The 15,841-nt window shown below is 72.6% G+C and carries 9 protein-coding genes; 7 read left to right on the top strand and 2 right to left on the bottom strand.

From position 1 onward, the window contains the following. Nucleotides 1-61: 61 nt before the first annotated feature. Entirely contained in the window at nt 62-679 is a 618-nt protein-coding gene (locus K7472_RS03245; RefSeq protein ID WP_222973691.1) for a hypothetical protein, read from the bottom strand. A gap of 246 nt (nt 680-925) precedes the next feature. Between K7472_RS03245 and K7472_RS03250 the strand changes: the two genes are divergently transcribed. Continuing rightward, complete coding sequence (locus tag K7472_RS03250) at nt 926-2,143, top strand: rod shape-determining protein (RefSeq protein WP_222973692.1); 1,218 nt, start codon at nt 926-928, stop codon at nt 2,141-2,143. A 139-nt stretch (nt 2,144-2,282) separates the two neighbouring features. Next, the gene (locus K7472_RS03255) at nt 2,283-4,802 is read left to right on the top strand and encodes a hypothetical protein (protein ID WP_222973693.1); all 2,520 of its coding nucleotides are present in this window, start codon (nt 2,283-2,285) and stop codon (nt 4,800-4,802) included. Between the two features lie 39 nt (nt 4,803-4,841). Here the strand turns inward: K7472_RS03255 and K7472_RS03260 are convergent, their stop codons facing one another. Next, nucleotides 4,842-6,101 carry a nucleotide sugar dehydrogenase gene (locus tag K7472_RS03260; protein WP_222973694.1) on the bottom strand — a complete coding sequence of 420 codons (1,260 nt, stop codon included), beginning with the start codon at nt 6,099-6,101 and terminating at the stop codon, nt 4,842-4,844. A 242-nt stretch (nt 6,102-6,343) separates the two neighbouring features. Here K7472_RS03260 and K7472_RS03265 point away from each other — a divergent pair, with 242 nt between their 5' ends. The 5 genes from K7472_RS03265 to K7472_RS03285 all read left to right on the top strand — a co-directional run bounded on the left by K7472_RS03265 (nt 6,344) and on the right by K7472_RS03285 (nt 15,671). Next, nucleotides 6,344-8,050, top strand: coding sequence for a glycerol-3-phosphate dehydrogenase/oxidase (locus K7472_RS03265; protein WP_222973695.1), 1,707 nt, complete (start codon nt 6,344-6,346; stop codon nt 8,048-8,050). A gap of 52 nt (nt 8,051-8,102) precedes the next feature. Next, the gene (locus K7472_RS03270; RefSeq protein WP_308013746.1) at nt 8,103-10,046 is read left to right on the top strand and encodes a serine/threonine-protein kinase; all 1,944 of its coding nucleotides are present in this window, start codon (nt 8,103-8,105) and stop codon (nt 10,044-10,046) included. A 258-nt stretch (nt 10,047-10,304) separates the two neighbouring features. Beyond that, nucleotides 10,305-12,200, top strand: coding sequence for a serine/threonine-protein kinase (locus K7472_RS03275; protein ID WP_222973697.1), 1,896 nt, complete (start codon nt 10,305-10,307; stop codon nt 12,198-12,200). 206 nt (nt 12,201-12,406) lie between these two features. Then, nucleotides 12,407-14,371, top strand: a complete 1,965-nt coding sequence (locus tag K7472_RS03280; protein WP_222973698.1) for a serine/threonine-protein kinase — start codon at nt 12,407-12,409, stop codon at nt 14,369-14,371. 280 nt (nt 14,372-14,651) lie between these two features. Continuing rightward, complete coding sequence (locus tag K7472_RS03285) at nt 14,652-15,671, top strand: alpha/beta fold hydrolase (protein WP_222973699.1); 1,020 nt, start codon at nt 14,652-14,654, stop codon at nt 15,669-15,671. Nucleotides 15,672-15,841: the final 170 nt, after the last annotated feature.

Here is a 15,841-nt window from a genome sequence, read left to right on the forward strand (position 1 = left end):
GTTGCGAGTCCCGGGCCCTTCGCGTGTCCCCCGGTTGGCGTACGAGTGCCGACGTGCCGGATCAGCGCTGGGCCTGGGCCGCGCGACGCGCGATGACGAACCCCTCGGCGCCGGCTATCCCGAAGAACAGCACGTCCATCGGGCTGACGAACGAGTCCTTCCACGCCTTCACCAGGTCGTTGAAGTGGGTGAACAGAACGTTGGTGAACGGGATGCCGTCCATGTGGTTGATCGTCCACGCCATGCCGACCAGCTGCCCCAGCCAGACCGCGAGCAGCGAGATCACCGCGGCCATCATCGGCAGTGCGGCGCTGCGGCCACCCCCCACCTTGCCCATCGCCGCCCCCACGACCAGGCCCACGACGATCGCGACGTAGCCGACCTCGTGGTTGGTGAAGCGGAGCACCGCCGCGTAGAAGACGATGGCGACGACTGCCGCGCCGAGCCCCGCCAGCAGGCCGAGGCCGAAGCGCTCGGGGCGCTGCGGCACGGCGAACGGCGGCGGGAAGGCGCCGCCGCCCGGCGGGTAGAGGGCGGGGGCGGGCGCCGGGTAGCCGCCCTGAGCCTGCTGCTGCGGCGGCTGTCCGTAGCCGGGCTGCGGGGCGGCGTAGCCCTGCGGCGGCGCAGGCTGAGCGCCGAAGGGGTCGCCCGCGGGTGGTTGTTGCAGCGGCGTGCTCATGAGGTCCCCCGGTAAGTGAAGTTATGGCCTGAAGTTGATGGTGGCCTGAAGGCTAGCAGTCACCTCTGACAAGGGGGCCTGACCAGCCGTGCGGCGTCCGTGAGAGCGCCGGACCGGCTGAGGGCGGCTCAATCACGGGCGAGCGGAGGACCGGTGACGAACCGGCCGGGTGACGCGAGGGTGACGCCGTTGGGCCATTTGCTGCCCAACAGGCGGCCGACGCACAGCCACCTAATAATCAGATTTATGGCGCATAGGAAGTCTTTTTCCGGACGAGACCTGGGCATAGACCTCGGCACCGCCAACACCCTGGTGTACGTGCGAGGCGAGGGCATCGTGCTCAACGAGCCGTCAGTGGTGGCCGTCAACGCCGTGGGCGGCGAGGTCATCAGCGTCGGAACCGACGCCAAGTCCACGATCGGGCGAACGCCTTCCCACGTCGTCGCCGTACGCCCCCTGCGCGACGGGGTGATCGCCGACTTCGACATGGCGGAGCGGATGCTCGCCCACTTCATCCGCAAGGTGGCCGGCAACCGGCGCCGCTTCAGCCGCCCCCGGGTGGTGGTGTGCGTTCCCTCGGGCATCACCAGCGTCGAACGACGCGCGGTCGTCGAGGCCGCCACCACCGCGGGTGCACGCCAGGTGTACCTGATCGACGAGCCCATGGCCGCGGCCATCGGTGCGGGGCTGCCGGTGAGCGAACCGGTCGGCTCCATGATCGTGGACATCGGCGGTGGCACCACGGAAGTCGCGGTCATCTCACTCGGCGGCATCGTCACCGCCCGGTCCGTACGGACGGCGGGGGACGCCATCGACACGGCGATCGCGAACTACGTGAAACGAGAACACACCCTCGTCATCGGTGAACGTACCGCCGAAGAGGTGAAGATGGCCATCGGTTCGGCCGCGCCCTCGGGCTACTGGCCGGACGGACTGGGCCTGCTCGACCGCGAACTCGAGGCGGACATGGGAGCCGCCGACCCCGTGGACGACGGATCCGACGCCGCCGACGCGCGAGGCGCTCGAGAGGCCGACCCGGAGTCGTCGGTGGGCCTGGTGACCGCGGTCGGCACCACCCCCGACGGTGAGCAGCGGTGCAGGATCCGGGGCCGTGACCAGGTCAGCGGCCTGCCCAAGACCCTGGAGCTGGAAACCGCGCAGATACGCCACGCGATCAACGATCCCGTGGAAACGATCATCGACGCCGTGCGCCAGACCCTGGACTCCTGCCCTCCGGAGCCTGCGGGCGACATCATGGACCACGGCATCGTGCTGACGGGCGGTGGCGCACTCCTGCCGGGCCTCGACGCACGGCTCAGCAGCGCCTTCGACATCCCCGTCATCGTGGCGGATTCGCCGCTCGACTGCGTGGCGGTGGGCACTGGCAAGTGCGTCGAGAACTACGACGCCCTGCGCACCGTCATCGACGCCACGCCCAACTCGTACCTGGCGTACAAGGGCTGACGGCAGGCCAGGCCGGTCCGGGCGCGCGTCGGCCGGGCCGGACCGACCGGGCCGCGGAGGCGACGGCAGGCCGCGTATGCGACGGCAGGCCGCGGGGACGAGGCGGGAACCGGGACGGCAGGGAGAACGTTGACAGGTGGTGAGCGGCGCGAGGTGCGCGGCGGGGGCGGGCCGCCGTGCCCTGCGCCGGTCGGCGGACCTGCTGGTGCTCATGGTGGTCGTGGCGCTCACCTTGCTGACGGCCCCGGCGCGGGCGTCCTCGGCGCAGCTGGTACGGGCTCAGCCGGGACGGGTTGAGCCGGGACAAGCCCAGTCGGACCGCGTGCAGTCGGCCGTCCTTGGTCGAGGCGTCCACGTCCAGCAGCCTCCGGACGGTGACCCGGTCGCCGTCACTCTGAGCGCGTTCAGCCCGTCACTCCCGAAGCCGGACGACACCCTCACGATCACCGGAGACCTCGCCAACTCCACGAACCACCAGGTCGCCGACAGCCACCTGGGCGTGCGCATCGGCAACGGTGGGGAGATCACCGGACATACCGAACCGGTCGCCGCGCTGGCGCCCGGTGAGACGCTGCCGTTCACGTTCAAGGTGCCGGTATCGGCGCTGAACCTGCACAGCGCGGGCGACCACACGCTGACCCTCGCACTGGCCGGATCGGACGGAACGCGCTGGGGACAGCTCCACGTGCGCCTGCCCTGGTATCCGCCCGGCACGCAGGGCAAGCCGCTGGACGTCGCCGCCGTCTGGCCGGTCACCGACACTCCGCACGAGGAACCCGTCTCGCTCGGTGAGGGCGACACGGCCCAGCCCGTCTTCCGGGACGACGAACTGGCCACCGAGTTCGCCGACGGAGGGCGGCTGCGGCAGGTCGTCGCGGCAGCCGCCGGCCTGCCCGTCACCTGGACGGTCGACCCCGCGCTGCTGGACGAGGCGCAGGGCATGACGGGCGGCTACCGCGTCGCGAAGAACCCGGACAGCGGCAGCCCCCAGGAAAGCGTGCCGGGCACCGGGGGCACGGTGGCCTCCTCATGGCTGACGGCGATCCGCGCCGCGGTGAAGGACGGCTCGGTGGTCGCCCTGCCGTACGCCGACCCCGACCTGGCCTCGATCGCGCGCTGGAACGCGGACACCGGAGCGCTCGCCACGATCCTTCGCGACGCGGTGAGCTGGGGCGGGACCACGGCCGCGCAGACGCTGCACGTGTCGGTGCGCGACGACGTGGCCTGGCCGTACGCGGGCGCCCTGGACACCGACATCGCCGCCCTGGTGCAGAAGCTGGGCCCGAACGTCTTCCTCGCCTCCGGGCGCGGCCTGAGCACCGGCGCCTCCGAGCCGAAGGTCTCGATCGGCGGTGGGGGGACCGCGCTGGTCGGCGATCCGGCGATCGACGCGGTCCTGACCCAGCCGACGACCGACGCCGGAGACGTGGCCACCGCCCGCCAGGAGATCCTGGGCGACCTGCTGAACGCCGAGCGGGACGCTCCTGACGCCCCGGGCGGTCTGCTCGTCGTACCGCCGCGACAGATGTCGGCGTCGACCGCCCAGGCCCTCGCGGAGGCGCTGAAGGCGGCGCAGGGGGCGGGATGGGCGAAGGTCGTCGGCCTCAACGGGGTCTCCAACGCGGCCCCGGCGTCGACGACGGCCTCCAGCACGGCTTCCACGGCTCCCTGGGCTTCCGGTGCGGCTTCTGCGGCTTCGGGCGAGGCTCCCTCGGGTTCCGGCGAGGCTTCCACGACCTCCGCCGCGGGTCTGGCCCCCGCCATAGGCCTGACCCCCGCCGCAGGCATCGCCGCCCCCGCAGGCCTCGCCTCCGCCGCCGCGACCCCCACCGCCGCGACCCCCACCGCCGCGACCCCCACCGCCTCGGTCGGCCCGCCGGAGAGTTATCCACAGGCCTTGCGGGCGAGCGAGCTGACGGCGGACGATCTTCACGCGGTGGCCGCGATCGAGCCGGACCTCGACACCTTGTCCCTGGTGCTGTCCGCCCCGGCCCGGACCACGGACGTGGTGCACCGCGCCATGCTGCGAGCTGTTTCCACCGGGTGGCGGGTGGACGCGGTCAGCGGCGACACCGACAGCGAGACCTCGTACACGAAAGGGGTGCGTGCCTATGTGGACAAGTCGATAACCTCCGTGCGCCTGCTGCCCAAGCTCGGCACGGTCACGATGGCGGGCGACTCGGCGTCGATCCCGGTCACGGTCTCCAACGGACTGCAGCAGCCCCTGAGCGGACTGGAGCTGCGGGTCACCTCCTCGGCGGCCGACCGGGTCACCATCGGCAACCCCACCACGGCCGTACGCGCGGCGGCCGAGGCCAACCACACCGTGCAGGTACGGGCGCGGGCGCACGCCAACGGTCCGGTGCAGGTCACCGCACAGCTCTACACGACGGCGAACAACCGCCCCTGGGGAGATCCGATCACGTTCCAGGTCCGGGTCAGCAAGATCTCCCCGCTGGCGATCGGCGTCATCGCGGGAGGCGTGCTGCTGGTGCTCCTGGCCGGAGCGTTCAAGATGCGGCAGGCCCGCCGCAGGCAGCCCCCCGGCGACCCCGCTCCGGGGACGCCCGGCCCCGGCCCGGACAGCCCGGAGCGCCCGGACGGTCCGGACGGCTCGCCACCCGAGGACCCCGGCTCGGACGGCCCGGCGCCGAGGTGAGTGACCCGGCATGGGACGGGCCGGCGCCCTCCCGCGCCCCTACAGCCGTGCCGCCGCCCCCGCCGGAGTGGCCCCGCGGGTGTCCAGCAGGAGCTGCGCCTTCACCGCCAGCCCCTGGAGGTCGTACGTGCGGTGGTGCTGGAGGAGGACCGTCAGGTCGGCGTCGGCCGCGGCCTCCCACAGGGAGTCGGCGCGGGGGACCGGGCGGTCCAGGACGCGCCAGTCGGGGACGTAGGGGTCGTGGTAGCTGAGGGACGCGCCGAGGTCCAGCAGCCGCGAGGCGACCTCGCGCGCCGGTGCGCCCTCGTCGTCGGCGACGTCGGCCTTGTAGGTGACGCCCAGCAGCAGGACGCGGGCGCCGCGCACCGACTTGCCGTGTTCGTTGAGCAGCGCCGCGCAGCGCTGGACGACGTAGCGGGGCATGCGGCCGTTGACCTCCTGGGCCAGTTCGACCATGCGCAGCGGGTAGCCGAGGGTGCGGGCGGGATAGGACAGGTAGTTCGGGTCCAGCGCGAAGCCGTGGCCGCCGACGCCGGGGCCGGGCCGGAACGCCTGGAAGCCGAATGGCTTGGTCTCGGCGCAGCGGATCACGTCCCACAGGTCGATGCCCGCGTCGTGGCAGAAGACGGCCATCTCGTTGACCAGCGCGATGTTCACCTGCCGGTAGTTGGTCTCCAGCAGCTTGACCGCCTCGGCCTCGCGGGGGCCGCGGGCCCGCACCACGCGTTCGGTGAGGCGGCCGTAGAAGGCGGCGGCTGCCTCCGTGCAGGCGGAGGTGAGGCCGCCGATGACCTTGGGGGTGTTGGCGATGCCGTGGTGCCGGTTGCCGGGGTCGAGGCGGCCGGGGGAGTAGGCGAGGTGGAAGTCGCGGCCGGCGCGCAGGCCGGAACCGTGTTCCAGGATCGGACGCAGGATTTCCTCCGTCGTTCCCGGGTATGCGGTCGACTCCAGGACGACGGTGGTGTGCGGGCGCAGATGCGCGGCCAGAGTGCGGGCCGCCTCGGTCACCGCGGACAGGTCGAGGGCACGGTCCTCGCCCAGGGAGGTCGGTGCGCAGATCACGGCGGTACGGGCCCGGCCCAGGACGGCGGGGTCACCGGTGGCGCGGAATCCGGTGGCCAGCATTCGCCGTACCTCGGCCGCGGTGAGACCGTCGAGGTGGGAACGTCCCGCGTTCAGGCCTGCCGTGACGGCCGGGTCGGTGTCGTAGCCGATGACGTCGATCCCGGCGGCGGTGGCGGACTGGGCGAGGGGCAGTCCGAAGTGGTGGAGTCCGATGACGGCGAGGTCTGCGGGCATGGAAGGTCAGCCCCCTTGGGTGTCGCGCACGGCACGGTCCGGGCCGGACCGCGTGTCGTCCCGGACCTGCGCGGTCCAGAATTCCTGGATGAAGCCATTTAAGGCTAAGCAGAAATATGACTGATATTCAGTATTGAACGCTTCGTGTGGCGCGTGGCCCCGTCGCCGGTCACCATCGAGGGGAAGGGCCCAGGGCGGCACGGGAGAGACCGGGCGCGAGGAAGCGCGAGCGAGGAGGCGCAGTGAAATCGGCGCAACTGGGGCCGCAGGAGCGCGCGCAGGCGCTGGCCCGGATGGCGGAGCAGGAACTCGACGTCCTGGTGATCGGCGGTGGCGTGGTCGGCGCGGGCACCGCCCTGGATTCCGCGACCCGCGGCCTGCTGACCGGGCTGGTCGAGTCGCGTGACTGGGCGTCGGGCACCTCCAGCCGGTCCAGCAAGCTCATCCACGGCGGTCTGCGGTATCTGGAGATGCTGGACTTCGCGCTCGTGCGCGAGGCGCTCAAGGAACGCGGGCTGCTCATCAACCGCCTGGCGCCGCATCTGGTCAAGCCGGTGCCGTTCCTCTACCCGCTTCAGCACCGCGGCTGGGAGCGGCTGTACGCGGGGTCGGGCGTGGCGCTCTACGACACGATGTCGGTCTCCTCGGGGCACGGCCGCGGCCTGCCGGTCCACCGGCACCTCAGCCGCACCCACGCGTTGCAGGTGGCCCCCTGCCTGCGCAAGGACGCGCTGGTCGGCGCGCTCCAGTACTACGACGCCCAGATGGACGACGCGCGCTACGTGGCGACGCTGGTGCGCACGGCCGCCTCCTACGGCGCGGCGGTCGCCAACCGGGCCCGCGTCGTCGGCTTCCTCCGCGAGGGGGAACGCGTTGTCGGTGCCAGGGTGCAGGATGTAGAGCAGGGCGGAGAGTACGAGGTCCGGGCCCGTCAGGTCGTCAACGCGACCGGGGTGTGGACCGACGAGACACAGGCGTTGGTGGGGGAGAGGGGGCAGTTCCACGTCAGGGCGTCCAAGGGGATCCATCTGGTCGTGCCCAAGGACCGGATCCACTCCTCGACCGGGCTGATCCTGCGCACCGAGAAGAGTGTGTTGTTCGTGATCCCGTGGGGGAGACACTGGATCGTGGGCACCACCGACACCGACTGGGACCTGGACAAGGCGCACCCCGCCGCGTCCAGCGCCGACATCGACTACCTGCTGGAGCACGTCAACTCCGTGCTGGCGGTCCCTCTCACGCGGGACGACGTGCAGGGCGTGTACGCCGGGCTGCGCCCCCTGCTGGCCGGTGAGTCGGAGGCGACCAGCAAGCTGTCGCGCGAGCACACGGTGGCGCACTCGGTGCCCGGCCTGGTGGTCGTGGCCGGCGGCAAGTACACCACCTACCGGGTGATGGCCAAGGACGCGGTGGACGCGGCCGTGCACGGGCTGGACCGGCGGGTCGCCGACTGCTGCACCGAGGAGGTCCCGCTCACCGGGGCCGACGGCTACCACGCCTTGTGGAACGCGCGGGCGCGCATCGCAGCGCGCACCGGGCTGCACGTCGTGCGGGTCGAGCACCTGCTCAACCGTTACGGTTCGCTGGCCCAGGAGGTGTTGGACCTGATCTCCGAGGACCCGTCACTCGGTGAGCCGCTCGCCGCCGCCGACGACTACCTGCGCGCCGAGGTCGTCTACGCGGCGTCGCACGAAGGCGCCCGGCATCTGGACGACGTGCTGACGCGGCGCACCCGGATCTCCATCGAGACGTTCGACCGGGGGGCGTTGAGCGCGCGGGAGGCCGCGGAGCTGGTCGCACCGGTCCTGGGCTGGGACAAACAGCAGGTCGAGAAGGAGATCGAGCACTACGAGAAGCGGGTCGAGGCGGAGCGCGAATCGCAGCGCCAGCCCGACGATCTGACCGCGGACGCGGCGCGCTTGGGCGCGCCGGATATCGTGCCCCTTTAGACCGTGCGGCCACACCTGCATCAGGCGTGACGGGGGACGAGAGGGGCGGAGGGTGTCCGACCAGGGGCGGCTGGTGTCGGGGAGGTACCGGCTGGCCGAAATGATCGGCCGCGGCGGTATGGGCACGGTCTGGAGAGCCGAGGACGAACTGCTCGCCCGTCAGGTGGCGGTCAAAAAGCTGCGCGTGCCACCGCAGTTGCACGACGACGAGCGCGAGACGCTGTACGAGCGCACGCGCCGCGAGGCCCGCAGCGCGGCCCGCATCACCCATCCCAACGTGGTCGTGGTGCACGACGTGGTCGAGGACGAGGGCCTGCCGTGCATCGTCATGGAGTACGTGCAGTCGCGCACCCTCGGCGACGTGCTCAAGAACGACGGCCCGATCACCCCGCGCGAGGCGGCGCGAATAGGGCGCGGCATGGTGGCGGCGCTGCGCGCGGCGCACCGCGCCGGTGTGCTGCACCGCGACGTCAAACCGGCCAACGTGCTGCTCGGGCTCGACGAGCCGGAGGAGGACGACAGTTGGCCGGGCGGCCGGATTGTTCTGACCGACTTCGGCATCGCGTCGGCCACCGGGACGTCCACGCTCACACGCACCGGTGAGCTGATCGGATCGTTCGACTATCTCGCGCCGGAGCGCATCACTGGGGGCAGCCCCGGGCCCGCGTCCGACCTGTGGGCACTCGGGGCGACGCTCTATCAGGCCGTGGAAGGTGTGGCGCCGTTCCACCGGGACACGCCGATCGAGACGGCGTACGCGATCGCCGCGGAAGCGGTGCCGCCGTCGCGCAACGCGGGCCCGCTCGCCCCGGTCATCTCCTCGCTGCTGGAGAAGGACCCGGAACGGCGTATGTCGGCGGCTCAGGTGGAGCGGCTCCTCGTCTCCTCGGTCAAGACGGTGCTCACCAACGGCACACCGCCGCGCGGTGTCCCCGCAGCGGGTGCTCAGGGGCCGCGCACGACGCCGTCCTGGGCGACCGGCGAGGCGACGGCGGAGGCAGCGCGGGCAGCGGCGGCGGGCGAGGCCGCGACGGACGCCACCGGTACGACGGGCACCACGGGCGCGACCGCGTCGACGGGCGCCCTGGGGGCGGCAGAGGGCCCCACCGAGGTGGTGCCCAGGCAGGCGGGCGCGCCCGGCGAGCCGGCGTACGCCCCCGGAGCCGACGCGTACACCGGCCGCGACGTCGTCGTTCCCGAGCCGCGCCCGGTACCGGACCAGGAGACGACCGCGCCCACCGCGAGGAGCGCGGGTCCGGCCACCGCGACGACCACCGGTCTGGCCGCCGTGGGCACGGGCGGTGGCGACGACACGACAGCCGGGACGGGGGCCGCCGGGCAGGGCGGTTCACGGCGCAGGGCACGGCGGCGCGGCCCGCGCGTCCTGCTGTGGACGGTGGCCGCGCTGGTCCTGGTGGCCGGACTCGGCACGGGCGGGCTGCTGTTGGCGCGTCACCGCGGTGACGACCACGCGGGCGGATCCCCGGGCGGTGGCAGCCCGGCGCCGTCCACTCCGGCGCCCACGCCCAAGCCGACCGCCCCGGCGGGGTACCACTTCGTCAACGACAAGGCCATGTTCTCGGTTGCGGTCCCGAACGGGTGGGTTCGCGACGCGCAGTCCAACGGCACCGAGATCGACTACGCCAAGCACCAGGGCGACACCGCGTTCCTGCGCATCAGCATCGAGAATTTCGCCGGCCCGAGCCCCTTGCAGCACTGGCAGGACCTGCAGAAGACCCTGCAGGCGCACCACAATGGCTACAGTCTGCTGCGGATGAACGCGACCAGCACCACGGTCAACGGCGTCCAGGAACCGGCGGCCATCTGGGAGTTCACCTGGAACGGCCCGTCGCAACTGGAGCACGCCATCGACCTCGGTTTCGGTCAGGAGGGCGGCACGGAGTACGCCGTCTACGTGCAGGCCCCCGACGCGGACTGGGCGAACTGGCTGCCGGTGTTCGAGACCGCGATCAAGACGTTCCGTCCCACGTCCTGACACCGGCCGCCCGGCGGCGCTCCGAACCGGCGTCACCATGCGGCTGGTTCGGGCCGCCGGGCGGAACCGCGACGTATACGCGCCGAATTGCGGGCAGCCGCATACCGGCCGAAGTATGAGCAGCCGGTCGCGGAACCGGGGGCAGGGACGCGGATGTCCTTGCCGCGAGAGAGAATGGCCCGGGGCAAGCGCATCGACCCCGAGTCGATCCGGTGCGCCCGCCCGAGGCACCGTCACACCGATCTGCGAAGGACGTTGATGACCCAGGCGCAAGGCTCCACCGGCCGTCTCCTCGCCGACCGCTACCGCCTCGGCGAGGTCCTCGGCAAGGGCGGCATGGGCACGGTGTGGCGGGCGGTCGACGAGACACTGGGCCGCACGGTGGCCGTCAAGGAACTGCGCTTCCCCGGCAACGTCGACGACGACGAGAAGCGCCGCCTGATCACGCGGACGCTGCGCGAGGCCAAGGCGACCGCCAGGATCCGGGCGAACGGCGCGGTGACCGTCTTCGACGTCGTCGAGGAGGACGACCGCCCGTGGATCGTCATGGAGCTGGTCGAGGGCCGTTCGCTGTCCGAGGTGATCCGTGCCGACGGCCCGCTGCCCCCCAGACGCGCCGCCGAGGTCGGGCTCGCCGTGCTCGACGTCCTGCGCGCCGCGCACCGCGAGGGCATCCTGCACCGTGACGTGAAGCCGTCCAACGTCCTGATCGCCGACGACGGCCGGGTCGTGCTGACCGATTTCGGCATCGCCCAGGTCGAGGGCGACCCGTCCGTGACGTCCACCGGCATGCTGGTCGGCGCCCCCTCGTACATCTCGCCGGAGCGCGCCCGCGGCCAGAAGCCGGGCCCGCCCGCCGATCTGTGGTCGCTGGGCGCGCTGCTGTACGCGTCGATCGAGGGACGTCCGCCGTACGACAAGGGTTCGGCTATCGCCACCCTCACCGCGGTGATGACCGAGCCGCTGGAGCCCCCGAAGGTGTCGGGGCCCCTCGCGGAGGCGATCCACGGGATGCTGATCAAGGACCCGGCCAAGCGGCTCGACGACGCGGGCGTGCGGGCGTTGCTCGTCGGTGCGCAGAGCGCGCCGGACACCCCGGTCGTCGAGGCGACGCGCACCATGGTGCTGCCCGCCGACCCGCAGCCCGTGCCGACCGACGTGCGCCGCCCCGCGGCGGCTCCCCGCGCCGGCTCTACCGCGTCGACACCCCCGGTGCCGACCCGCTCGCCGTCCGTGCCGCGCCAGAAGAGCGCCGACCCCGCCAAGGCGGCCAAGGCGGCGCAGGAGAAGGTGCTCGGCGCGTTGCGCAGCGTGCGGAACACGGCCGCCAAGCCCGACCCCGAGCCGCGGCTGAAGCCGGTCGCCGCCACCGCGCCGCTGTCCCGCTCCCGCGCGTCGCTGACCGACGTCGTGCCGCGCCGCACGCTGGTCGTCGTGGTGGCCGTCGTCGTGCTCGCCGTGCTCGGCACGGTCATCGCCATAGCGGCCAGCGGGGGCGGCGGTGGCGGCGGCAAGGGAACGTCGGGTACGAAGTCCGGCCAGCGGAACGGCAGTTCACGTGCCGCGGGTGGCGGCGCGACGGACACCAGCCCTTCGGCGCAGACCTCCTCGCGCGTGGCCGACACCGCGAGCCCGGGTGCCTCCGGTGGCGCGTCGGCGCCGCAGGCCTCCGCGTCGGGCGGGTCGGCGGCGGGCGTTCCGGCGGGATACGTCGCGCACCAGGACTCCGCCTTCCACTTCTCCATGGCGCTGCCCACCGGGTGGCACCGCATAGCCACCGCGGGTGACGATTCTGGCGCGGTCTTCGCCGCCTCCGACGGCGGCTATCCGCGGGTCCAGGTCGACTACAGCTCCTCGCCCGGGAAGGACGCGGCGGCCTCCTGGCGGCAGTTGGAGCCCAGCGTCGCCGCGAGCAGCCAGGACTACCACGGCCTCGGCATCAGGAAGATCGCGTACCAGGGCTTCGTGACCGCGGCCGACTGGGAGTTCACCCGCACCGACCACGGCACGCCGGTGCACGTCGTCGACCGCGGCTTCGCCGACGCGCACGCGGGATACGCGATCATGTTCAGCTGCCCGACGGCGGACTGGAACGCGGCGTCCTGCACGACGTTGCGGCAGACCTTCTTCCAGACCTTCAAAGCGGCCGACTGACCCCTCCCGAGCACGTATCGTAAAAGTCCGCAGACTGTCCGCAGTCGGGCCATGCGTGATCGGATACGAACAGGTGTGACCGGACGTGTCCGGCGTCGTCCCGGGTCTGAACGGGGCGGTCGCTCGGGCTTGACCGGGCGTTCGGGGGGTACGTACCGCGGCGGGCGGGCCGTGGACAGCGAATGACGCGCTCTTGGGGAGGGGCCGTGGAGGAGTACGCCGGGCGGGTGCTGGGCGGCCGCTACCGCCTGCCCCGGCCGCGCGCCGACGAGTTCGAGCTGGTGGAGACCCGCGCGTACGACACCTACAGCGAACAGGAAGTCCTCGTACGGCAGTTGCTGCTGCCCGAGATCGTGCAGGCCGAGGTCGTCGGCGCCGAGCCGGCTACGGGAGGCGGAGGCGACGGGGGCGATCCGGCCCGCCGCGCGCTCGAAGCGGCCCGCGCCGCCGCGGCGATACCGGACCACCCCAGGCTCGTGCAGGTCTTCGACGTGCTGGTCGAGAACGGCAGCCTGTGGGTCGTCTCCGAACTCGTGCCCGCCCGGCCTGTGGCCGCGCTCATAGCCGAGGAACACCTCAGCCCCTACCGCGCCGCCGAGGTCGCCTCCGACCTGCTCGGCGGCCTCGGCGCGCTGCACGCGCACGGCTGGGCGCACCGCAACATCACCGCGCACACCGTGCTGGTCTGCGACGACGGACGCGCCATGCTCGACGGACTGGCGTTCGGCGCCGCCCAGGAGGCGCTGTGCGGCTACGACCCGGTGCCCGCCCAGGTGTTGACCGCCCCGCGTCGCGAAGACGGCGGGCGGGGCGACGAGGGCGGCGGCGGTGACGGTGCGGACGGCGACGAAGCGCGGGAGCGCGCGGGCTGGGGCGGCCCCGACTCCGCGCTCGCCCTGGAACGGGCCCGGCAGGCGCGCATGACGGTCGTCGGGCCGGTCACCGAACGCTGGGCTCCCGAGCAGGCCGTGGCCCCCGTGGGCGGCAACTGGCAGCTCGCGCCGCCGGTCGGCCCGGCCGCCGACCTGTGGGCGCTCGGCGCGCTGCTCTTCCGCTGCGTACAGGGGCACCCCGCGTTCCCGGAGGAGAGCGCCGCGGAACTCGTCGCCCTGGTGTGCGCCGAGCCGCCCGCGCTCGCCGAGGAGTGCGGCCCGTTGCGGCCGGTCGTGGAGTCGCTCCTGCGTCAGGACCCGGATGAGCGGCCGGAGTTCGAGGAGCTGCGCGGCTGGTTGCGCTCGCTGATCCGGTCGGCGCCCGAGCCGGGCGTCGGCACCCGCACCCTCCAGGTCCCGTCCGACCACGTCGATCCGCGCAGGCTGCCGGAGATCCGGCGCAAGGGCGAACTCGTACGGCTGCGCGGGCGCAAGGCGTCGCGCGCTCACGTCGAGCACGGACGGCACGCCCGCGCCAGGAGGGCCCCGCGCGGCGGCCCGGTCGCCGTGCCGGAACGCGAAATACCGCTTGTCACGAGGCAGTCGGGGCATGCGGACGCCCCTGCCCGGCGCGGCCCCCGGCGTCTGGGCCTGCTGCTGATCGCGCTGGTGCTCGCCGCACTGCTGGCCGGACTCGCGTACGCGACGCTGCTGATGCCGCACCGGCGTACCGGTTCCGGCGCGCGGCCCGCGCCCGGTACGGGAACGGTGTCGTCGTCCGGCGCCCAGGACGCGCCGACGCCCAGCGACCACTCGATGGCACCGGGCCCCACCGTTCCGGCTGGCTTCGCCCTGCGCAAGGACCCGGCGGGGTTCACCGTCGCGGTGCCGGACGGCTGGACCAGGTCCACCGGTCCGGACGACGAGACGGTCTACGCGTCGAACGACGCCACCTATCGTCTCGTCGTCGCCGACGGTCGTGACACGGTGGCGAGTTACGGTTCCGACCCGCTTACGTACGAGAACCAGAAGGAACCGGAGCTGTCCGACTTCCGCGCGAGCAGCTGGGCGTCGTCCTCGGACGTGAAGAATGTCCAACTGACCGGTGCTCCCGCGGCGGAGGGCACCTTCACCTGGCGCGACCCCGATTCCGGCGAGCAGTTGTACGCCCGCAACCTCGCCGTGCTGAACGGCGGCGCGTACGACGTCGTGCTCGTCATCGGCCCGGACGACCAACAGGCTTCGGTGGACGCCGATTTCACGGCGGCGGCGGGCAGCTTCCGCCCGGGATCCTCCTGAACGGCTTCACAAATTTCTGAGGCTGCCGACGCCCTCCCCCCGAGGCTGCGTTCGCTCTCAGAGGCTGCGGACGCCCCCAGAGGCTGTCGCGCTCCATGAGGCTCCCGTTGCCGAGGCTTCCTCCCGAGTCCCTTGAGGTTCCGTGCAGTTGACGCCTCGCACACGCTCGCGTAGACGCCGTGCCGCGGCTCGCCCTCCAACGAGTGACGGATGAGGGGGCGGCGCGTCGCCGGTGATAGACAACCCAGGGTCCGGCGCACGCGAGTTTGGGAGTCACCCCATGTCCATCGACACCACCACCGCGCACGCTCCGGTACCGCGTCCTGCCCGTAGTCCGGACCGTCCGGCGGACGTCGTGGAGGAACACCGGCTCTCCTTCGACGGGTTCCGCTTCGTCGCCCGGGTGGTGCGCAGGGCGGACACGTCAGGTGAGCGGGGTGCGGGGAGCCGCGGCGGCGGCAATGACGGGGACGGCAGGGGCGCCGCCGTCGCGCCGCTGGTGGTGTTCGGCGGCTCGTCGCAGGACCGGATGTCATGGGCGCGGCACGAGCGGTGGCTCACGCCGCTGTGCCCCGTGGTCACCGTCGACCTGCCGGGGTACGGCGAGGCCGATCCGCTGCCGACCCGCTACGGCATGGACTTCCTGGCCGCCGCCGCCCGCCACATGCTCCACGAGCTCGACATGCCCCGCGTCAACCTGCTGGGCGCCTGCTTCGGCGGCGCCATCGCGCTGCGGTTCGCCCAGCACTACCCGGACACGCTGGAACGGCTGCTGCTGGCCGGGATGACGCCGTACGTGCCGGAGGAGTACGCGCGGGCCGTGCCGCTGTGGCTGCGGATGCTGGACGACGACCGGCACGCCGACATGGCCGACCAGCTCGTCGGGCGGTTCATGTCGAACCCCGGCGCCGGTGACATCCGGCGGCACGCGGCCATCTCGCGGCTGATCCACCGGCAGTTCATGGAGCAGACGCCGCGGCAGATCCAAATGGCGGTCGTCGACCACAACACCCGGCTGCTCAACCACGAGTGGTACCGGCCGGAGCGGGTGGCGGCGGTGCCCACGCTGGTCTTCACCGGCGAGCACGACGCGCTGACCACGCCGGCCATGGGCCGCGCCCTGGCCGAACGGCTGCCCGGCGCGGTCTTCACCACCGTCCGGAGCGCCGACCACCTCGTCCACATGGAACGGATCGAGGAGTTCGCCGATGTGATCGCCCGGTTCGTCACCGACCGGCCGCTGGACGGGCTGGCCTACCTCAACGCCGTGGAGATCCCGCGACCTTCACCCTGTGGATAACCCCCACAGGGCCGCGGCCGGGTCCATGATGGCCACACGGCGGACGAGAGGAGGCGGCCGCCGGCGGTCACCGCGGTCGGCGGTGCCCGTGGGGGTCCTCAGCTGTCCGCGAGGGCTCTCTCAACGGTGGTCATGCCCGGTGTGTGGCCCTTCCGACCGCACCCGTGACA

It is taken from the genome of Streptantibioticus parmotrematis (genome assembly GCF_019890615.1).
In the GTDB taxonomy this organism is placed as follows: domain Bacteria; phylum Actinomycetota; class Actinomycetes; order Streptomycetales; family Streptomycetaceae; genus Streptantibioticus_D; species Streptantibioticus_D parmotrematis.